Source organism: Streptomyces sp. NPDC005794, from assembly GCF_042871445.1.
Classification (GTDB): domain Bacteria; phylum Actinomycetota; class Actinomycetes; order Streptomycetales; family Streptomycetaceae; genus Streptomyces.
On the sequence record NZ_JBIAIN010000002.1, the window covers coordinates 165,843 to 185,924 of the forward strand.

Here is a 20,082-nt window from a genome sequence, read left to right on the forward strand (position 1 = left end):
CATGGTCACCCCTCCGGGGCCTGCACCGCTACTGTCCGCGGGTCTGCAGCGACGCGAGATAGGCGTTGTACGCCTTCAGCTCCTGATCGCCGTCCCGGTCGGCGGCACGGTCGGAACGCTTGGCCGTCCGCTGCTCGGAGCGGTACCACTGGAAGACCAGCGCGATCAGTACCAGCACGGACGGGATCTCGCTGAACGCCCAGGCGATGCCGCCGGCCGCGGACTGGTCGCTCAGGGCGTCGACGGCGAGTGAGACCGGGGGATTCTCATACGCCTTCACCATCGGCTGGCTCGCCATCATCAGCGCGATCCCGAAGAACGCGTGGAACGGCATGCCCGCGAAGAGCTCCAGCATGCGCATCACGTAACCGGGCCGGTGCGGACCGGGGTCGACGCCCATGATCGGCCAGAAGAACACCAGGCCGACCGCCAGGAAGTGCACCATCATCACGATGTGGCCCGTCGTCGACCCCATCAGGAAGTCGAACAGCGGCGTGAAGTACAGCCCGTACAGGCTCGCGATGAAGAGCGGGATGGTGAACACCGGGTGCGTGATGATCTTCATGTAGCGGCTGTGGAGCAGCTTGAGCAGCAGCTCGCGCGGACCCGTACGGCCCCGCCCCGCAACCGGGAGCGCCCGCAGCGCCAGCGTCACCGGGGCGCCCAGCAGCAGCAGGATCGGCGACACCATGCTGATCACCATGTGCTGCACCATGTGCACGCTGAACATGACCATGCCGTAGTCGTTGAGCCCGGTGCACATCACCAGGGCGATCGACAGGATGCCGAGGACGAAGAACACGATCCGGTTCACCGGCCAGCCATCACCCCGGCCGCGCAGCCGCACGACCCCGTAGCCGTACAGGGCGAGTGCGGCGAGGCAGCCGATGAGGAAGAACGGGTCCGCGGAGAATTCGAGCCCACGTCCCAGCGTGAACGGCGGCAGATCCATGTTCATGCCGTGCCCGCTGTGATCCATCTGTTCACTCCCGCTGGGGACGTCCCCGTTTCGTGCCGGTTGTCCGGTCCAGACTAGAACCGCCCCCGGCCGCGGGTGCGGCCGGGGGCGGTTCACGGAGGGGCGTGACCGTCAGAGCACGACCTGTGCCTCGGCGTAGCGCTCGGCCGGGACCGTCTTCAGGGTCTCCACGGCCGCCGCCAGCGGAACCATCGTGATGTCCGTGCCGCGCAGCGCCGTCATCATGCCGAACTCGCCGCGGTGAGCGGCCTCCACCGCGTGCCAGCCGAAGCGGGTGGCCAGGACGCGGTCGTACGCGGTCGGGGTGCCGCCGCGCTGCACATGGCCGAGTATCACCGGGCGGGCCTCCTTGCCGAGGCGCTGCTCCAGCTCACCGGAGAGCTGCGTCGCCACACCGGCGAAACGCTCGTGGCCGTAGATGTCCTTCTTGCCCTGGTCGAACTCCATGGAGCCCTCCCGCGGCTTGGCGCCCTCCGCCACGACGACGATCGCGAACTTCTTGCCGTCCGAGAAGCGCCGGCCCACCAGCGCGGTCAGCTCCTCGATGTCGAAAGGCCGCTCGGGTACGACGATGGCGTGCGCACCGGCGGCCATGCCCGAGTGCAGCGCGATCCAGCCGGTGTGCCGCCCCATGACCTCGACGATCAGCACCCGCTGGTGCGACTCGGCCGTCGTCTTCAGCCGGTCCAGCGCCTCGGTCGCGACCCCGACCGCCGTGTCGAAACCGAAGGTCACGTCGGTGGAGGCGATGTCGTTGTCGATGGTCTTGGGCACACCGACGATGGGCAGGCCCGCCTCGGACAGCAGATTGGCGGCCTTCAGCGTGCCCTCGCCGCCGATCGGGATGATCGCGTCCAGGCCGAGATCGGCGACATGGCCCTTCGCGCGCTCCACGCCGTCACGCAGGTGTGCGGGCTGGACGCGGGAGGAGCCGAGGATCGTGCCGCCACGGGCGAGGATGCCCCCGACCGCGTCGAGGTCGAGCTTGCGGTAGTCGCACTCGAGGAGGCCCCTCCATCCGTCGTGGAAGCCGATGACCTCGTCGCCGTGATCGGCAACGGCGCGGTGCACGACGGAACGGATGACGGCGTTGAGGCCGGGGCAGTCGCCGCCGGAGGTGAGCACACCAATTCGCATTGCCCGGGAAACCTTTGCAACGTGGGCCGACCCCGGACCACGTCGTCCGGTTGGATCCTCGCCACCCTACCGGCGCGGGGTGGCCGTGCCGAACCCGCTGTCCGACTGCTGGACGTCCACCGGATGTACACCGGCCGCTCACGCACGGACCGGCCCTCCGCGAAGGACCGGTCCGTGCCGGGCGGAATACGTCAGGTGGGCTGGGTCGCCGAGGCGATCCGCTCGGCGCGCAGCGCCTCGTACCACCGGTCGTCGCACGGCGGCAGCGCGTTCACGTCCAGGGCCAGCTTCAGCAGCAGGTCCGCGATCAGCGGGTTCCGTGCCAGGACCGGCCCGTGCATGTAGGTGCCGAAGACGGTGTCGTTGTACGCGCCCTCCGTACCGTCACCCGTGCCGTTGCCCCCGCCCAGCCGCACCCGCGCGAACGGGCGCGCCGCAGGGCCGAGATGGGTGATGCCCTGATGGTTCTCGAAGCCCGTCAGCGGCGGCAGGCCCAGGTTCGGATCGATGTCCCCGAGTACGTCGCCGACGCACCGGGCACCCTCGCCCCGGGTCGAGACGACGTCGAGCAGCCCGAGGCCGGGCTCGCGCTCGCCGAGGTCGTTGATGAACTCGTGACCGAGGATCTGGTAGCCCGCGCAGACCGAGAAGATGATCGCGCCGTTCGACGCCGCCCTGCTCAGTCCGCCGTCGCGGCGCAGCCGCTCGGCGGCGAGCCGCTGCGGCCGGTCCTCACCGCCACCGATCAGATAGATGTCGCCCGACGTCGGGATGGGCTGGTCGCTGCGCACGTCCACGCGCGACACGTCGAGACCGCGCTGGCGTGCCCGGCGCTCCACCACCAGGGCGTTGCCCTGGTCGCCGTAGGTGCTGAGGAGGTCGGGGTAGACCCACACCAGCCGCAGACCGTTGTTGCTCATGCTTCGTCCTCTCCGGGGGTTGCCCGCGCGGGGGTCAGTTGCCGACACGACGGCGCAGATCCTGGAAGGCGGTGTAGTTCGCGATGACCTCGATACGGCCGGGCGGAGCCATCTGGACGGCCTCGTCCAGGGTCTCGCAGACCCGGAAGTCGAGTCCGGCCACCTCGAGCCGGACCGCGAGGTCCAGCTTGCGGTCGCCGAGCACGAAGATCGGGTGACCGTAGAGCTGGGTGTAGTCGACGTCCCACAGCCAGGAGGTGTCCGTGCCGTCGGCGCCGCGGGCGTTCACCGAGAGGATCACCGGAGTGGGCGGGGGATCGATCAGGGAAAACGTTTCGAGCCAGCCCGCCGGGTTCTTCGCCAGCAGGAGCCGGAGCTCACGGCCGAGGAAGCTGACGACGTCGTAGCGGCCCGCCACGGCCTGCACCTGGTACATGCGCTCCAGGGCGACCTGCGGCGGCACGCCGAAGACCGCGGCCACGGCAGCCGAGCTCGTGGCGTTGGCCTTGTTGGCCCGGCCCGGAAGCTGGAGGTGGATCGGCCACGCTGAACCGTGCGGGTCCAGGACGTAGTCGCCGTTCAGCGCCCAGCTCGGAGCGGGGCGGCGGAAACCGCACTCGCCGCAGAACCAGTCGTCCCCGGGGCGCTGCATCACACCGCCGCAGGACGGGCACGACCAGGCGTCGTCCTTCCACGCCTGCCCCGCCGCGACCCACACCACATTGGGGGAGGAGGAGGCGGCCCAGACGATCAGCGGGTCGTCGGCGTTGGCCACGATCACGGCCTTGGAGCCCGACAGGCCCTCACGCCACTGCTCCGCCAGCATCCGGGTCTCCGCGGCGCGGTCCAGCTGGTCGCGCGAGAGGTTGAGTAGCGCGATCACCTTCGGAGTCGTGTCGCGCGCGACACCCGCGAGGTACTTCTCGTCGACCTCGATCACGCCGTACTTCGCGTCCGAGCCGCCGGCCAGCGCGGAGGTGATCCCCGCGGGCATGTTGGCGCCGAGCGCGTTCGACACGACGGGCCCAGCGGCCCGGAGTGCCTCGGCGATCAGCCGGGTGGTGGTCGTCTTGCCGTTCGTCGCGGACACGAGGATCACGTCCAGGTGTTGCGCCAGCCGCCCGAGCAGGTCGGGGTCGAGCTTGAGCGCCACCCGGCCGCCGATCACCGATCCGCTGCCGCGCCCCGCAGCGCGCGACACCGCCGCCGCGGCCTTGCCCGCCGTCACGGCGAGCTTGGCCCGCGGCGACAACGGCTCCGTGTTGCCTGCCATCGTCCTAGATCCTCCTTGCGTAAGTCCGCGCCCAGCCTATCGATGTCCGGCGCGACGACCGCACCTCGGCACCACGGGGAACGTGGAGGTCACGTGGAACGTACGCTTCTCCCCATGCGAAACCGCCCGATCCCCGGTAGTTCCGGACGCGTTCGTGCCTTGAGCCTGTTCGGTGACCCGGCACTCCACGGCCCCTGCGACGACGTCACCGACTTCGGGCCGTCGCTCGCCCGCCTGGTCGAGGACATGTTCGCCACCATGTACGCCGCGAACGGCGTCGGGCTCGCCGCGAACCAGATCGGCGTGCCACTCAAGGTGTTCGTCTACGACTGCCCGGACGACGACGAGGTCCGGCACCTCGGTCATCTCGTCAACCCCGTACTCGTCGAGGCCGACGGGATCACCGTACGCGGACCGGAGGGCTGCCTTTCACTTCCGGGTCTGGAAGCCGGCACCCCGCGCTTCGACCGTGCGGTGGTCGAGGGCCGGACCATGGCCGGGGAGCCGGTGCGGATCACCGGCACCGGCTGGTTCGCCCGATGTCTGCAGCACGAGTGCGACCACCTCGACGGTCTGACCTACACGGACCGGCTCACGGGGCTGCGCCGCGCCAGGGCGCTGCGCGCGGCCCGGCGGGCGCCGTGGGGACGTACGGCCGTCGGCTGAGCCGGACGGGCGCCTCAGAACCCCGAGCCGCCCGGCAGGTCACCCGCCTCGGCCAGCCTGCCCCACAGCAGGTCGGCGAGGCTGCGTACCAGCTGCTCGCGCGAACACGGGCGGTCACCGAGCCACCAGTCGCCCGCCGCGTGCATCATGCCGACGATGCCGTGTCCCCAGATGCGGGCCATCTGTTCGCTGTCCGGGCCGAGATCGACCCGCTCCACGATCACCTCGCCCAGCTCCTCGCCGAGGCGGCGCAGCAGCGGGGCCGAATGACGGCCGACGTCGAAGCCCTGCTCGGGCGCGGGCGCCGTGTCGTCGGACGGGTGCATCAGGAAGCGGTAGACCTGCGGACGCGCCTCGATCGCCGCGAGGTAGGTGTCCAGGGTCGCCTCGACCCGTTCGCGCCGCTCGGAGGGTGCGTCGAGCGCGGCCCGCAGGGCGCTCAGCAGGGCATCGGTGTGACGCTTGGCGAGCGCGCGGTAGAGGCCGCCCTTGTCGCCGAAGTGCCGGTAGAGGATGGGCTTGGTGATCCCGGCCTCCGAGGCGATCGCGTTCATCGATGCCTTGGGGCCGTCCCTGAGCACCACTCGGTCCGCGGCTTCCAGCAGCTCCCGACGGCGGCGTTCGGCCGCTGTGCGCTGCCGTTCGGCCCCTCGTGTGGTCTCCATGTCGTTCTCTCCCACCCCACCCAGCTGTCCTGCGATCTCGTCAGCCCGGGCAACGTAACACCCTGCTCCGGGACACGCGGATCCGTAGGTGACCGGTTGACAGAAGCTACTTGCTGGTAACAGACTGTTGTTACCGCTAGTAACGGGTTATCCGGAAGTGCATGGAGGGAACCATGGCCGAGTTCACGCTCGAGCTCAACGACGACCAGAAGCAGGTCCGTGACTGGCTGCACGGATTCGCCGCCGAGGTGATCCGGCCGGCCGCTTCGGAGTGGGACGAGCGTGAGGAGACGCCCTGGCCCGTCATCCAGGAGGCGGCGAAGGTAGGCATCTACTCCCTCGACTTCTACGCCCAGCAGTTCTTCGACCCTACGGGCCTCGGCATCCCCATGGCCATGGAGGAGCTCTTCTGGGGCGACGCGGGGATCGCCCTGTCGATCGTCGGTACGGGCCTGGCGGCCGTCGGCGTCCTCGCCAACGGCACCGAGGAGCAGATCGGCACCTGGATCCCCCAGATGTACGGCGACGCGTCCGACGTGAAGGTCGCCGCCTTCTGCTCCTCCGAGCCGGACGCCGGCTCGGACGTGGCCTCGATGCGTACGCGTGCGGTGTACGACGAGGCCAAGGACGAGTGGGTGCTCAACGGCACCAAGACCTGGGCGACCAACGGCGGTATCGCCAACGTCCACGTGGTCGTCGCCGTCGTCGACCCGGAGCTGGGCTCGAAGGGCCACGCCTCCTTCATCGTCCCGCCGGCCACGCCCGGCCTCTCGCAGGGGCAGAAGTTCAAGAAGCACGGCATCCGCGCCTCGCACACCGCCGAGGTCGTCCTCGAGGACGTCCGCATCCCCGGCCACTGCCTGCTCGGCGGCAAGGAGAAGCTCGACGAGCGCCTGGCCCGGGCCCGTGAGCGTGCCAAGTCCGGTGGCGAGCGCGTCAAGAACGCGGCGATGGCGACCTTCGAGGCGTCGCGCCCGGCCGTCGGCGCGATGGCGGTCGGCACCGCCCGCGCCGCCTACGAGGTCGCGCTCGACTACGCGAAGACGCGGACCCAGTTCGGCCGCCCGATCATCGACAACCAGGGCATCGCCTTCCAACTGGCCGACATGCGTACGCAGATAGACGCCGCACGGCTGCTCGTCTGGCGTGCCTCTTGGATGGCGAGCGCCGGCAAGCCGTTCACGGCGGCCGAGGGGTCGATGTCCAAGCTGTACGCGAGCGAGACGGCCAAGAAGGTCACCGCCCAGGCCGTCCAGATCCTCGGTGGCAACGGCTTCACCCGTGAGTACCCGGTCGAGCGCATGCACCGGGACGCCGCGATCTACACCATCTTCGAGGGCACGAGCGAGATCCAGCGCCTGGTGATCGCCCGCACCCTGTCGGGCATGCCGATCCGTTAGCGACGCCGCGGGGCCGGACCGTACACGGTCCGGCCCCGCAGGCTGTCCCTCGTACTACCGAGGCAGCTGCGCCTCGATGAGCGCCACGACCTCGGGCGCCTCCGGCTCGGTGCGGGGGCGGATCCGGGCCACCGGCTCACCGGCCGGGGAGATCAGGAACTTCTCGAAGTTCCACTGGACGTCCCCGGCGGCGCCCTCGGCGTCGTCGAGCTTCGTCAGCTCCGTGTACAGCGGGTGCCGGTTCTCGCCGTTGACGTCGATCTTCTCCAGCAGCGGGAAGCTGACCCCGTACGTCGTCGAGCAGAACGTCTGGATCTCCTCGGCGGTGCCCGGTTCCTGCCCGGCGAACTGGTTGCAGGGCACCCCGAGAACGGTGAAACCTCGGTCCCCGTACTCCTTCTGAAGCCTTTCCAGTCCGGCGTACTGCGGAGTGAGCCCACACTTGGAGGCGACGTTCACCAGCAGGACGGCTGAGCCCTCGTAGGCTCCCAGCGTGGTGGGTTCGCCGGTGAGAGTGCGGAGCGGGATGTCGTGCAGCGTCATGAGAGAACTCCTCGGTAGCGTGGCGTCGCCCTCATTGTGCCGCCCCCTCCGGGGAGGGCTCCTGGGGGGTGAGCGCCTTGTAGTAGAGCGTGGTCGCCTTCAGGGTGCCGAAGGGGTTCGCGGCGTAGTCAGGGATGGAGCCGCACGGGGTCCATCCCGCCGAGCGGTAGAGCCGCTCGGCGTCGCTTCCCGTCTCGGTGTCCAGGACCAGCAGCGTGAGCCCCTCCGCGGCCGCCGACCGCTCGACGGCCGTCAGCAGCGCACGGCCGACTCCCCGGCCGCGTGCCGACGGCCTGACGATGAGCTTGGCCACCTCCGCGCGGTGGCGGGCGTTGGGCAGAGGCGCCTTGACGAGGGCGATCGTCCCCGCCACCCGTTCGTCGTCCCGGGCGATCCAGACCTGCTGGCTCCCCGCCTCGACGGCGGCGGCCCGCTCCCGCCACCAGACGGCGGCCGCGTCCCGGTCCAGCGAGGCGAGGAATCCCACCGAGGCCCCTCCCTCCACGCTCTCGATCAGCAGGGCGCCGAGCTCATCGGCGTACGTGACCAGTTCTGGGCCGGACACGGGGACGATCTCGGTCATGAAGCGGGTCCTTTCACGTTCACGGCAGGACGATCATCAGTGCGTACCGGACCCGTTGCGGGCCCGGGCAGTGGAAGTGCGACGGGCCGCGCAGCCTGAAACGCAGACAGTCGCCCTCGTCCACGGTGTGCGTGGTCCCGTCGACGGTGATCTCGACCGTGCCTTCGAGTACCCAGATGTGCTGCTCCACACCGGGCACCGGCGCGTCCTCGTAGGAGAGAGCCGCACCGGCGTCGAGTGTCCCCTCGATGACCTCGGCGCGCAGGCCGGGGTGCGGCGGGGAGACGGAGCGGCGCACGAATCCGGACCGCTCGTCCCGCCACACCGGCTGCCGCGCCGCAGGGACCAGCCGGGGCGGTTCGGTCTCCACCTCCATCAGCAGCCGCGACATCGTCCGCCCGTACACCGTGCACAGCTGTCCGAGCACGGAGGTGGTGGGGCTCAGCTCGCCGCGCTCCAGCCGCGACAGGGTGGACCGGCTCACGCCGGTGCGGCGGGACAGCTCGTCCAACGACCAGCCGTGTTCGGTGCGGAGCAGCCCGAGCCGCGCGGCGAGCCGCGCGTCGACGGAATTGTCTCTCATATCCGGGAGCATATCTCTGATGGGAGACATCCTGAAGGCGCTGCGTATGCCGAACGGATGATGGCGTGTCAGGCTGATAAGGACTACATAAGCCGTATATCCGGCATGGGCGTGCCGGGGTGACTGCGCGATCGAGGAGGCCGACATGGCTGGAAGTGCGAGCACGACACGAACGGATCATGACACCGGCGGAGGGCGTAAGGCTGCGGTATCCGGCTGGACCGTCTTCGCGGCAGTCATGATGATCTTCGGTGGGGCCATGGCCATCTTCGAGGGCATCGCCGCCATCGCCAAGGACGACCTGTTCGTCACCACGCGCAACTACGTCTTCCAGTTCAGCCTGACCGGCTGGGGCTGGGTGCACCTCATCCTGGGCATCGTCGTCGTACTCGCCGGCATCGCCCTCTTCAGCGGGGCCCTGTGGGCGCGCGCCGTCGGAGTCGTCCTCGCCGGGCTTCTGGTCCTGGCCAACTTCCTGTGGCTCCCGTACTACCCGTTCTGGTCGATCGTCCTGATCGCGGTCAACATCTTCGTCATCTGGGCGCTGTGCTCGCCGCAGAAGGGCGCTCGAGCCTGAGGACGAGGACGTAGGAGACCACGACGGAGACGATCACGAGCGGCATGACCGTGACGCCCTCGGCCCCCAGTAGCAGCGTGGCCAGCAGCACCGATGTCATCGGCAGCCTGAGCATGGCCACGCACATGGCCCCGATACCCATCGCGAAGCCCGAGGTGTCGTTCAGGCCGGGCAGGTGCGACAGCGCCAGTCCGCCCGCGCCCCCCAGGAACATCGACGGGAAGATGGGGCCGCCCCGGAAGGAGCTCAGGGACGCCGCGTAGGCGAGCGCCTTGCAGACCATCAGCACGAGGAGTGTTCCGACCGCGTACGTGGCGTCCTCGGCGAGCAGGCCACCGAGGGCGTCCTGGCCGGAATACAGCACCTCGGAGGCGTTCCTGCCCGTGCTCTCGGCGTAGAGCAGCGCCAGGGCGCCGACGGTGAGGCCCATCACCACGGTCGGGGTCACCCTCCGCTGTTCGACACGCTCCTGCAGTGCCAGGGCGAGCCGCTTGACGCCGGTGCCCACGAGCGCCGCGGCGGCTCCGAGGGCGAGCGCCCAGCCGAACTCGGCGACCGTGGGCTGGGGGGCGTGCGGCACATGGGGGAGGGTCAGGGAGTACGTCCCCAGGCCCGTCCACGACCCCAGGCCGATGAAGATGAGCGACCCGATGCCGGAGGCGAGCAGTCCCGGCACGAGGACGAGGCCGAGCATCATCCCGGCGAGGCCGGACGCCTCCATCAGCAGGAACGCGCCGAGGAGCGGCGAGCCCAGCAGGGCGCTGACGGCGGCGAAGCTCCCCGCCGCGGCCACCATGGCGCTCGCACTCGGTGCGATGCCCGGCTTCAGCAGGCGTACCGCGTACACCGCCAGTCCGCCGCCGAGCGCGATGAGAGGAGCCTCGGGGCCCAGGACCGCCCCGAGCCCGAGGGAGGCGAGGGCGGCGAGCGCGACCCCGGGCAGCTCCGAGGCCGCGGGCGCCCCGGTGTTCACGAACCCCTCGGCGGGCTTGTGCCCGCCCGTCCCCGGCAGATGACGGATGGCCAGCCCGGTCAGCAGCCCCGCCAGCGCGAGCAGCGGCACGGGCCACCACGAGGGGGTGCTCCCGAAGCCCAGTGCGTGCGGGAGGTCGTCGTACGTCAGGTCCTCCAGCTCGTGGACGAGTGCCAGGAAGCCGAAGGCCGCGGCGGAGATGGGGACGCCGAGTGCCGCCACGATGACCAGAAGCACCGCGTACTCCCGGGTGCGGATCACCGCGAGCGGATCCGGGGCCTCCGTGCCGGGCGCCCCGGCCGGTTCGGCCGACATGGTCATGGTCTCCTCGGTGTCGGGTCCCGGCCGGGTCCAGCCGGCCCGCCGGGGTCCACACGGTGATACCACGATGTCCGGTTATGTCGGTGAAGTACCCGCTGTCGGCGAGGCGGTGAATCAGGGGCATCCGCTCGTTTCCCGAGCCGGGGCCGTCCGCCCGCTCCAGATCAGGGCCGTCCGCGCCTTCCCGATCGGGGCTGACCGCCCGCTCCCTCCCCGGCCGTGGGGAGACGGCCTGCGGACACCGCGTCGACCAGCGCCCGGTGGTCCCGTTCGTTCTGGTCGGCGTACAGCTCGGCGAACCGCTCCAGGGCCCGGTCGAACACGTCACCGCTCCCCAGGTACGCCGCGACGGCGATCCGGTCACCGGAGCGTGCGTGGGCGCGGGCCAGCGTCGTCCCGCACATCTCGCCGAAGGCGGTCATGCCGCGCGGGACCATGAGCTCCGGTTCGGCGATGCCCTTCCAGTCGCGCAGCTGGCGCACGTAGAAGTCCCGGCGCCGCCCGTCGATCCCGTCCACCCGCTCCCAGCCGAGGAAGATGTCGCCGGCCGCCTGCATCAGGCGCTGGCCGGCCACCACACGCTCGCCCTGGTTCCGGTGGACGCTCGCGCCCGCGAACGGCGCGAGGACCGACGTGCCCGCCTCCTTGGCCTGGAGGAGCAGCGGATCACCGCCGTCCCGGCCGAGCAGCAGGATGATCCAGCAACGGGTCCCCACGCTGCCCACCCCCACGACCTTGCGGGCCATGTCCACCGGCCGGAAGTCGGCGAGCAGGGCCCGCCGGTCCGACGGCAGGCTGCGGCCGTACCCCCGTACGAGCCGCCGGAGCTGCCGCTCGGTGGCGTCCCGCTCGGTGCCGTCCACCAGGTCCGCGAGCGGGACGAGCAGGGGCGGGTCCGCCGCCAGCCGGACCCGCCCGCCGGACACCTCGGTGAGCTTGTCGAACGCGTGCAGACTGTCCCTGGTCCGGGCCTTCTCCGTTGCCCTGGCCAGACGTTCGCGGCCGCGGGGGGCCAGTCTGTCGGCGGCCAGCGCACGGAGACTGCCCTCATCGATCCGCGTGTACCAGACATCGAGATTGCGCATCCCCGCGAAGCGGATCATCGACTCCCGGTACGAGCGCACCGTGGCCCTCACCACGCGCTTCCGCTCACGGTCCGTGAAGCCGTTGGCCCGCCCCGCGATGACGAGACTGGCCGCCAGGCGCTTGACGTCCCACTCCCAGGGGCCGGGCAGCGTCTCGTCGAAGTCGTTGATGTCGAACAGCAGATGGCGCTCGGGCGAGGCCAGCAGCCGGAAGTTCAGCAGATGGGCGTCACCGCACAGCTGCGCCCTGATCCCGGAGTCCGGCGTCCCGGCGAGATCGGAGGCCATAAGGGCGGCGGCGCCCCGGTAGAAGCGGAACGGAGACTCCGTCATCCGTGCGTAGCGGATGGGTACGAGCTCGGGGACCCGGTCCGCCGACTGCGCCTCCAGCACCGACAGCGGGTCGGGCCGGTCCGTGGGCGGTTCGTAGGCGGCGTGGCTCGAACGGGGAGCCCGCTGACGGGTCGCCTTGCCGAGGGCGGCCCGCTCCTCGGGCGTGGCCCTCGGGACGGCGCGGAGCGGTGAAACGGATTGCCGGGGCATGTCGGCCCTCCTGCCTGCGCGCGGGGCCTCGCGGCCCCGTCCCCTCCATCATCCCGGGCCGCGGGAGATCCGGCCGCTCAGGACGGCCTGCGGCGGGCCCCCACGGCGGGCCCCCACGGCGGGCCCCCACGGCGGGCCCCCACGGCGGGCCCCCACGGCGGGCCCCCACGGCGGGTCCCCACGGTGGGTCCTCCCGTGGGGGCATCCCGAGGGGTCCATGCGGCCCCGTGCCCAGGGCGCGGCGCCCGTGCGGCTCACGCCTGTGCGCCGTCCCCGCGGGCCACCCTCCGCCAGATCGCCCGCTGCCATCGGAGCGCCGCCGCGCCCACCGCGATCAGCACCGTGATGTTGACCAGGAGCTGGATGAGGGAGCCCCGCGCCTCGGACCAGCTACCGAAGGCCGTGGAGACGCTGATGGCCGAGGCGGCCGGGATCGTCGTGACGGAGATGAACACCCCGAGCAGGGCGCTCGTACGGGCCTCGGTGAGCGACACGATGCCGACGATCCCGGCCAGCGCCGCCACGGCGAAGGAGAAGAAGTTCGGGGAGTTGATCAGGTCGGAGACCGGCCGCAGTCCCCGGTCGAAGGCATGTGACTGCAGGCCGAATCCGCGGATGAGCAGGGCGAACAGAAGAGTGACCGCGATCGTCAGCAGGAGGCCCGCGCACAGGGCGGTGAGCCCCGACCGGATCATCCTCCGGTCCCCCCGGTCGAAGCCCAGCGCCACGGCGACGATCGCGCCGTACTCGGGGCCGACGACCATGGCCCCGACGATGAGGATCTGCGAGTTGGTCACGATGCCGACCGCGCCGATCAGCCCCGCGATCACCAGGTACAGGTAGAAGCTCGGTGCGTACCTCCCCTCGGAGCGGATACGTGCCTCGACCTGCTCCCAGACCGGTGCGTTGGCCAGCGTGCCGAGCCGGCGCGACGCACCCTCCGACGCCCGACCCGAGAACGCCATGTCGACCGGCTCGATCACGACGGAGCCCCGCACGTCGATCTGCAGGTCCCGCAGACCGCGCAGCACCTCGTTCGCGGCCCCCGTCAGCACATCGCACGCGACGGAGTCACCGTCGGGATTGCGCGCGGCGCCCCGCTGAACGATCAGGTTGAGGACGTACGGACTCCCGCCCAGGAGCGCCTCGGCCCGTCCGGTCAGGTCAGGTGGGCAGACGGCACGGACATGGATCATGTCCACGCGGCACCTCGACCCGACCGGGAGGGCGGCCCGTCCGCCTTTGGCGGATAGTGGCAGACATGGGGGTATGGCGGAGATTGGACGGTCATGGACCGATACCCTCCCATAGCCGAGCACGGTCTGGTGGGCGACCTGCAGACCGGCGCGCTGGTCTCCTCGCAGGGGGTGGTCGACTGGTTCGCCGCCCCGCGCTTCGACTCCCCGAGCATCTTCGCCGCGCTGCTCGACCACGACCGCGGAGGCTACTTCCGGCTCTCGCCCGAGGACGCGGACAGCTCGGTCAAGCAGCTCTATTACCCGGACACCGCCGTGCTCGTCACCCGCTTCCTGTCACCGGACGGGGTCGGCGAGGTCCTCGACTGGATGGACCCGGTCACCACCGGGGCGCCCACCGGCCGGCACACCCTGCTCCGCTCCGTGCGCGCGGTGCGCGGCACGGTGCGCTTCTCGATGGAGTGCCGTCCCCGGTTCGACTACGGCCGGGCACCCCATGACCTGGAGATCCATCCGGGAGGAGCGTCGTTCCGCTCCGCCGAGGCCGTCGGCCACCTGTGGGCCACCTTCCCCCTGGAGCGCGACGGACGGGACGTACGGGGGACGGTGACGCTGCGGGCGGGGGAGTCGGGGGCAGCCGTGTTCACCGCCTGCGGAGCGGACGGACCCGCGCCCCCGGCCCCCACCGCGGGCCGGACGGCCGAACTGCTCCGCGGAGCGGTCGACTTCTGGCAGCGCTGGCTGCGCACGTCCTGCTACCGGGGTCGCTGGTCCGACATGGTCAACCGGTCCGCCATCACCCTCAAGCTGCTCACCTACCACCCCACCGGAGCCCCCGTGGCCGCCGCGACCATGGGACTGCCCGAGCAGCTGGGAGGAGAGCGCAACTGGGACTACCGCTACACCTGGGTCAGGGACGGCGCCCTCTCGGTGCGGGCGCTGCTGGACCTCGGTTTCGTCGAGGAGGCCACCGCCTTCACCCACTGGCTCGGCGCCCGTCTGGGCGACGAGGACATCGACGGCGAAGCGCTCCAGATCATGTACCGCGTCGACGGCGAGCCCCTCCTCTCGGAGGAGATCCTCGGCCATCTCGAGGGCTACCACGGATCGCACCCCGTGCGCCTCGGCAACGCGGCCGCCGGCCAGCTCCAGCTCGACATCTACGGGGAGGCCCTCTACGCCCTGTCCGAAGGACGCGAGGTCGGTGTCCAGGCCGGCTACCGGGGATGGAAGAAGGTCTCCCGCGTGCTCGACTGGCTGGCCGACTCCTGGGACCGCCCCGACGAGGGGATCTGGGAGACCCGCGGCGGGCGCAAGGAGTTCACCTACAGCCGTGTGATGTGCTGGGCCGCCTTCGACTGCGGACTGAGCCTGGCGGACGCCTTCCGCAGGCCCGCCGACACCGCCCGGTGGACCCGGGCCAGGGACACCGTGCTCGAACAGGTCATGGAGCGTGGCTGGAGCGAGCGGAAACAGGCCTACGTCCAGCACTACGGCGGCGACGTCCTCGACGCGTCCCTGCTGCTGATGCCCCGGGTGGGCTTCCTCGCCCCCAAGGACCCCAGCTGGCTCTCCACCCTGGACGCCATGGAGGAGTCCCTCGTCTCCGACAGCCTCGTCCACCGCTACGACCCGGCCGCCTCCCCCGACGGCCTGCGGGGATCGGAGGGCACCTTCAGCCTGTGCACCTTCCTCTACGTGGAGGCGCTGGCCCGCGCCGGACGTCTGCCGGCGGCCCGCTACATGTTCGAGAAGATGCTCACCTACGCCAACCACGTCGGCCTCTTCGCCGAGGAGATCGGCCCCCGCGGCGAGCAACTGGGCAACTTCCCACAGGCGTTCACCCATCTGTCACTCATCACGGCGGCCCGCACCCTCGACGAGGCACTCGACCGGCAGCGGGGCTGACAGACCGGTCTGCGAGGATCCTCCCGTGGAGCTCCCCGAACCCTTCCCCGGCTTCCCCGAACCGCCGGCCGAGCCGGCCGGTCCGGCGGTCCGCCGCCCCGTGCGCTGCGCGCTGTGCGGACGTCCCCTCACCGGCGCGGAATCGCGCCGTACCGGACTCGGACCCGCCTGCGACGCCAAGCTGCACCCGGCGGGCCCGGACATCCGGACCCGCCGTCACGAGGTGGACCAGGACCCGCTGCCCGGCACCTGACCGGCTCGGTCAGCCGGGTCCGCCCGGACTACGCGCAGTCGAGCCGTGCCGCCCTGCCTACGCGCCGTCGAGCCGGCGGAACAGCCCCTCCTGCACCACGGACACCAGAAGCTGCCCCTGGCGGTCGTAGATCCGCCCCCGGGCGAGCCCGCGGCCGCCGGTGGCGATCGGCGACTCCTGGTCGTACAGGAACCACTCGTCCGCGCGGAACGGCCGGTGGAACCACATGGCGTGGTCCAGCGAGGCCATGTCGAAGCCGCGCGGCCCCCACAGCGGCTCGACCGGGATGCGTACCGCGTCCAGCAGCGTCATGTCGCTCGCGTACGTCAGTGCGCAGGTGTGCACGAGCGGGTCGTCGCCCAGCGGGCCGACCGCGCGCATCCAGACCGCGCTGCGCGGGTCCGCGTCCTTGATCTCCTCATGCGTCCAGCGCAGCCGGTCGACGTAGCGGATGTCGAAGGGCTGGCGCCGGGCCATCCGCTCCAGGGCCTCCGGCAGGCCGCCCAGGTGCTCGCGCACCTCGTCGGTGACCGTCGGCAACTCGTCCGGGTCCGGTACGACGCGGGCCGGCGGCAGCTGGTGCTCGAAGCCGGCCTCCTCCGGGCGGTGGAAGGACGCCGTCAGGTTGAAGATCGTCCGGCCCTGCTGCACGGCCGTGACCCGGCGCGTGGTGAAGGAACGGCCGTCCCTCACCCGCTCCACGTCGTACACGATCGGGACGCCGGGGCGCCCGGGCCGCAGGAAGTACGCGTGCAGCGAGTGCACCGGACGGTCGCCGTCCGTGGTGCGCCCGGCCGCGACCAGCGCCTGGCCCGCGACCTGCCCGCCGAAGACCCGTTGCAGGGACTCCTCGGGGCTGCGGCCACGGAAGATGTTGACCTCGATCCGCTCCAGGTCGAGCAGATCGACCAGGCTGTCGGCGGGGTTCGTCATGCGGTTCTTCTCCACTCTCCTGGCCGGCGCGCCGTCACAGCTGGCCCACGGCCGTGACCCGGACGACCGCCCGGCCCTCCTCGTCGGAGGCCGCGAGATCGACCTCCGCACGAATTCCCCAGTCGTGGTCCCCGGCCGGGTCGGCGAAGGCCTGCCACACCCGCCACAGGCCGTGCTCCGGGTCCTCGTCGATCTTCAGCAGCTTCGGGCCGCGCGCGTCCGGGCCCGTCCCCAGGTCCTCGTGCGCGTCCCAGTAGCCGTCCATCGCCTCGCCCCAGGCGTCCTCGTCCCAGCCCGCGTCGCCGTCCAGTTCACCCAGGTCGCGGACCCGGTCCAGCGCGGCCAGCTCCACCCGGCGGAACATCGCGTTGCGCACCAGGACCCGGAAGGCACGGGCGTTGGCCGTGACCGGCTTGACCTCGTCGGCCCGCTCCTGGGCCTGCTCGGCGGTCTCCACCTCGGGGTTGGCCAACTGCTCCCACTCGTCCAGCAGGCTGGAGTCCACCTGACGCACCATCTCGCCGAGCCAGGCGATCAGATCCTCCAGGTCCTCGGACTTCAGATCGTCCGGGATGGTGTGCTCGAGCGCCTTGTACGCGCTCGCCAGATAGCGCAGCACGATGCCCTCGGTGCGGGCCAGCTCGTAGTTCGACGTGAACTCCGTGAAGGTCATGGCCCGTTCGTACATGTCCCTGATCACCGACTTCGGCGACACGGGGTGGTCACCGACCCACGGGTGGCTCGTGCGGTACACGTCGTAGGCATGCCAGAGCAGCTCGCTCAGCGGCTTGGGGTACGTGACCTCCTGGAGCCGCTCCATCCGCTCCTCGTACTCGACCCCGTCCGCCTTCATCTGCCCGACGGCCTCACCCCGCGCCTTGTTCTGCTGGGCGGCCAGGATCTGCCGCGGGTCGTCGAGCGTCGACTCGACGACCGAGACCATGTCCAGGGCGTACGAAGGGGATTCGGCGTCCAGCAGGTCGAAGGCGGCCAGCGCGAACGTGGACAGCGGCTGGTTGAGCGCGAAGTCCTGCTGGAGGTCGACGGTGAGCCGTACGATCCGTCCCTCGGCGTCGGGCGTGGCGAGCTGTTCCACGACACCGCCGTCGAGCAGTGAGCGGTAGATCGCGATGGCCCGGCGGATGTGCCGGAGCTGGGCCCGTCGCGGCTCGTGGTTGTCCTCGAGCAGATGCCGCATCGCCGCGAAGGCGTTGCCCGGGCGGGCGATCACCGAAAGCAGCATGGTGTGTGTGACCCGGAAACGGGAGGTCAGCGGCTCGGGTTCGGACTGGATCAGCTTGTCGAAGGTCGTCTCCGACCAGGCGACGAAGCCCTCGGGGGCCTTCTTGCGGACCACCTTGCGCTTCTTCTTCGGGTCGTCGCCCGCCTTCTTGACGGCCTTCTCGTTCTCGATGACGTGCTCGGGGGCCTGCGCGACGACGAAGCCCGCCGTGTCGAACCCCGCACGGCCCGCGCGGCCCGCGATCTGGTGGAACTCGCGGGCGCGCAGCGTGCGCACGCGGGTCCCGTCGTACTTGGTCAGGGCGGTGAACAGCACCGTACGGATGGGCACGTTGACGCCGACGCCCAGCGTGTCCGTGCCGCAGATGACCTTCAGCAGGCCTGCCTGCGCGAGCTTCTCGACGAGCCGGCGGTACTTGGGGAGCATGCCCGCGTGGTGCACCCCGATCCCGTGCCGTACGTAGCGGGAGAGGTTCTGGCCGAACTTGGTGGTGAAGCGGAAGTTGCCGATCAGGTCGGCGATCTTCTCCTTCTCCTCCTTCGTGCACATGTTGATGCTCATCAGCGACTGCGCCCGCTCCACGGCCGCGGCCTGCGTGAAGTGCACGATGTAGACGGGCGACTGCCGGGTGTCCAGGAGCTCGGTGAGCGTCTCCGTGATCGGCGTCAGCCGGTACTCGTAGCTGAGCGGGACCGGACGCGTCGCCGAGCGCACCACGGAGGTGGGGCGGCCGGTGCGGCGGGTCAGGTCCTCCTCGAACATCTTGACGTCGCCGAGGGTGGCCGACATCAGTACGAACTGGGCCTGCGGAAGCTCCAGGATCGGGATCTGCCAGGCCCAGCCTCGGTCCTGCTCCGCGTAGAAGTGGAACTCGTCCATCACGACCTGGCCGATGTCGGCGTACTTGCCGTCACGCAGTGCGATGGAGGCGAGCACCTCGGCGGTGCAGCAGATGACCGGGGCGTCGGCGTTCACCGAGGCGTCGCCGGTCAGCATGCCGACGTTCTCCGTGCCGAAGAGCTTGCACAGGTCGAAGAACTTCTCCGAGACCAGCGCCTTGATCGGAGCGGTGTAGAAGGTGACCTTGTCCTGGGCCAGTGCCGTGAAGTGCGCACCCGCCGCGACCAGGCTCTTTCCGGAGCCGGTCGGGGTGGAAAGGACCACGTTCGCCCCGGAGACCACCTCGATCAGCGCCTCCTCCTGAGCCGGATAGAGGGTGATGCCCTGCGATTCGGTCCATGACGAGAAGGCCTCGAAGAGGGCGTCCGGGTCGGCGGTCGGGGGCAGCTGATCGATAAGGGTCACGCCCCCATCTTGCCTGTCTCCTGCCCGGATGAGGGAACCGGACGATCCGGAGAAGATCACGGACGATACGCTGCCCACTCAACTCGGCTGCCTCGCACAGGCAATGGCGGCCCGGCCTGAAGGCACGGCCGAATCACGATGGGGGCGGGAAAAGCCATGATGGGACCGGCACACTCTCTGTCAGGGGCGGCAGCCTGGCTGGGGGTGGGTGCCGCGGCCGCTGCCGCGGGCCACACGATGCCCTGGCCCGTCCTCGTCGTAGGGGCCCTGATCTGCGCGGGCGCCGCGCTCGCCCCGGACCTCGACCACAAGTCCGCCACCATCTCGCGTGCCTTCGGCCCGGTCTCCAAGCGTCTCTGCGAGATAGTCGACAAACTCTCGTACGCCGTCTACAAGGCGACCAAGGGACCCGGCGACCCGCGCAGGACGGGGGGACACCGCACCCTCACCCACACCTGGCTGTGGGCCGTGCTGATCGGCGGCGGAGCCTCGGTCGCGGCGATCACCGGCGGCCGTTGGGCGGTCTTGGCGATCCTCTTCGTCCACCTCGTGCTCGCCGTCGAAGGCCTGCTGTGGCGGGCGGCGCGCATGTCCAGCGACGTCCTCGTCTGGCTGCTCGGCGCGACCAGCGCGTGGATCCTGGCCGGCGTGCTCGACCAGCCGGGCAACGGCTCCGGCTGGCTGTTCACCGAACCGGGCCAGGAGTACCTGTGGCTGGGGTTGCCCATCGTCCTCGGGGCCCTCGTCCACTGCATCGGCGACGCGCTCACCGTCTCGGGCTGCCCGATCCTGTGGCCGATCCCGCTCGGCCGCAAGCGCTGGTACCCGCTCGGACCGCCGAAGTTCATGCGCTTCCGGGCCGGCAGCTGGGTGGAGATCAAGGTGCTGATGCCCGCGTTCATGGTGCTCGGGGGAGTGGGCGCGGCCGCGGCGCTCAACTTCATCTGACCGCCACGCGCCCGTTCCGGGGGCGGTGCGCCCCGAGCCGTAGCACCA

Annotated in this window: 19 protein-coding genes; 6 read left to right on the plus strand and 13 right to left on the minus strand. The window is 70.7% G+C overall.

From position 1 onward, the window contains the following. Window positions 1-28: 28 nt before the first annotated feature. The 4 genes from ACFYQ5_RS03400 to ACFYQ5_RS03415 all read right to left on the minus strand — a co-directional run bounded on the left by ACFYQ5_RS03400 (window position 29) and on the right by ACFYQ5_RS03415 (window position 4,309). Window positions 29-979, minus strand: a complete 951-nt coding sequence (locus ACFYQ5_RS03400; protein ID WP_389192422.1) for a cytochrome c oxidase assembly protein — start codon at window positions 977-979, stop codon at window positions 29-31. A gap of 111 nt (window positions 980-1,090) precedes the next feature. Next, window positions 1,091-2,116, minus strand: a complete 1,026-nt coding sequence (locus tag ACFYQ5_RS03405) for a 6-phosphofructokinase (protein WP_389192425.1) — start codon at window positions 2,114-2,116, stop codon at window positions 1,091-1,093. Window positions 2,117-2,307: 191 nt separating this feature from the next. Further along, window positions 2,308-3,036 carry a type 1 glutamine amidotransferase gene (locus ACFYQ5_RS03410; protein WP_389192428.1) on the minus strand — a complete coding sequence of 243 codons (729 nt, stop codon included), beginning with the start codon at window positions 3,034-3,036 and terminating at the stop codon, window positions 2,308-2,310. A 34-nt stretch (window positions 3,037-3,070) separates the two neighbouring features. After that, entirely contained in the window at window positions 3,071-4,309 is a 1,239-nt protein-coding gene (locus ACFYQ5_RS03415) for a MurT ligase domain-containing protein (protein ID WP_360984396.1), read from the minus strand. Between the two features lie 114 nt (window positions 4,310-4,423). On the opposite strand from ACFYQ5_RS03415, the gene def reads away from it, so the two are divergent. Beyond that, window positions 4,424-4,975, plus strand: a complete 552-nt coding sequence (def, locus tag ACFYQ5_RS03420; RefSeq protein WP_389192431.1) for a peptide deformylase — start codon at window positions 4,424-4,426, stop codon at window positions 4,973-4,975. Between the two features lie 14 nt (window positions 4,976-4,989). Here def and ACFYQ5_RS03425 read toward each other — a convergent pair whose 3' ends face one another. Next, the gene (locus ACFYQ5_RS03425; protein WP_389192434.1) at window positions 4,990-5,640 is read right to left on the minus strand and encodes a TetR family transcriptional regulator; all 651 of its coding nucleotides are present in this window, start codon (window positions 5,638-5,640) and stop codon (window positions 4,990-4,992) included. A 173-nt stretch (window positions 5,641-5,813) separates the two neighbouring features. Here ACFYQ5_RS03425 and ACFYQ5_RS03430 point away from each other — a divergent pair, with 173 nt between their 5' ends. Continuing rightward, complete coding sequence (locus tag ACFYQ5_RS03430; RefSeq protein ID WP_389192437.1) at window positions 5,814-7,040, plus strand: acyl-CoA dehydrogenase family protein; 1,227 nt, start codon at window positions 5,814-5,816, stop codon at window positions 7,038-7,040. Between the two features lie 54 nt (window positions 7,041-7,094). Here ACFYQ5_RS03430 and ACFYQ5_RS03435 read toward each other — a convergent pair whose 3' ends face one another. Genes ACFYQ5_RS03435 through ACFYQ5_RS03445 form a run of 3 tightly spaced genes read right to left on the minus strand, consistent with a single transcriptional unit; the run spans window position 7,095 to window position 8,749 of the window. Next, window positions 7,095-7,583, minus strand: coding sequence for a glutathione peroxidase (locus tag ACFYQ5_RS03435; RefSeq protein ID WP_389192440.1), 489 nt, complete (start codon window positions 7,581-7,583; stop codon window positions 7,095-7,097). Window positions 7,584-7,614: 31 nt separating this feature from the next. Next, window positions 7,615-8,166, minus strand: a complete 552-nt coding sequence (locus ACFYQ5_RS03440; protein WP_389192443.1) for a GNAT family N-acetyltransferase — start codon at window positions 8,164-8,166, stop codon at window positions 7,615-7,617. A gap of 19 nt (window positions 8,167-8,185) precedes the next feature. Next, window positions 8,186-8,749 (minus strand): helix-turn-helix domain-containing protein, encoded by a 564-nt coding sequence (locus ACFYQ5_RS03445; protein WP_389192446.1) that lies wholly within the window; start codon window positions 8,747-8,749, stop codon window positions 8,186-8,188. 145 nt (window positions 8,750-8,894) lie between these two features. Between ACFYQ5_RS03445 and ACFYQ5_RS03450 the strand changes: the two genes are divergently transcribed. Beyond that, on the plus strand, window positions 8,895-9,326 hold the full coding sequence (locus tag ACFYQ5_RS03450) for a hypothetical protein (protein ID WP_389192449.1): 432 nt from the start codon (window positions 8,895-8,897) through the stop codon (window positions 9,324-9,326). Here the strand turns inward: ACFYQ5_RS03450 and ACFYQ5_RS03455 are convergent. The 3 genes from ACFYQ5_RS03455 to ACFYQ5_RS03465 all read right to left on the minus strand — a co-directional run bounded on the left by ACFYQ5_RS03455 (window position 9,283) and on the right by ACFYQ5_RS03465 (window position 13,450). After that, a complete protein-coding gene (locus ACFYQ5_RS03455; RefSeq protein WP_389192452.1) occupies window positions 9,283-10,614 on the minus strand; it encodes a chloride channel protein in 1,332 nt (443 codons plus the stop codon). The two genes, ACFYQ5_RS03450 and ACFYQ5_RS03455, sit on opposite strands and share 44 nt — an antisense overlap. 170 nt (window positions 10,615-10,784) lie before the next feature. Then, a complete protein-coding gene (locus tag ACFYQ5_RS03460; protein ID WP_389192454.1) occupies window positions 10,785-12,248 on the minus strand; it encodes a DUF2252 domain-containing protein in 1,464 nt (487 codons plus the stop codon). Window positions 12,249-12,502: 254 nt separating this feature from the next. Continuing rightward, on the minus strand, window positions 12,503-13,450 hold the full coding sequence (locus tag ACFYQ5_RS03465) for a DUF389 domain-containing protein (RefSeq protein ID WP_389192457.1): 948 nt from the start codon (window positions 13,448-13,450) through the stop codon (window positions 12,503-12,505). An 87-nt stretch (window positions 13,451-13,537) separates the two neighbouring features. On the opposite strand from ACFYQ5_RS03465, the gene ACFYQ5_RS03470 reads away from it, so the two are divergent. Continuing rightward, window positions 13,538-15,352 carry a glycoside hydrolase family 15 protein gene (locus tag ACFYQ5_RS03470; RefSeq protein WP_389192460.1) on the plus strand — a complete coding sequence of 605 codons (1,815 nt, stop codon included), beginning with the start codon at window positions 13,538-13,540 and terminating at the stop codon, window positions 15,350-15,352. Between the two features lie 25 nt (window positions 15,353-15,377). After that, the gene (locus ACFYQ5_RS03475) at window positions 15,378-15,605 is read left to right on the plus strand and encodes a DUF6011 domain-containing protein (RefSeq protein WP_389192463.1); all 228 of its coding nucleotides are present in this window, start codon (window positions 15,378-15,380) and stop codon (window positions 15,603-15,605) included. Window positions 15,606-15,662: 57 nt separating this feature from the next. Here the strand turns inward: ACFYQ5_RS03475 and ACFYQ5_RS03480 are convergent, their stop codons facing one another. Together ACFYQ5_RS03480 and ACFYQ5_RS03485 are read right to left on the minus strand one after the other, a co-directional pair. Next, window positions 15,663-16,538 carry an acyl-CoA thioesterase gene (locus ACFYQ5_RS03480; protein WP_389192466.1) on the minus strand — a complete coding sequence of 292 codons (876 nt, stop codon included), beginning with the start codon at window positions 16,536-16,538 and terminating at the stop codon, window positions 15,663-15,665. Window positions 16,539-16,572: 34 nt separating this feature from the next. Next, window positions 16,573-19,086 (minus strand): DEAD/DEAH box helicase, encoded by a 2,514-nt coding sequence (locus ACFYQ5_RS03485; protein WP_389192469.1) that lies wholly within the window; start codon window positions 19,084-19,086, stop codon window positions 16,573-16,575. Window positions 19,087-19,242: 156 nt separating this feature from the next. On the opposite strand from ACFYQ5_RS03485, the gene ACFYQ5_RS03490 reads away from it, so the two are divergent. Next, the gene (locus ACFYQ5_RS03490) at window positions 19,243-20,034 is read left to right on the plus strand and encodes a metal-dependent hydrolase (protein WP_389192472.1); all 792 of its coding nucleotides are present in this window, start codon (window positions 19,243-19,245) and stop codon (window positions 20,032-20,034) included. Window positions 20,035-20,082 lie beyond the last annotated feature (48 nt).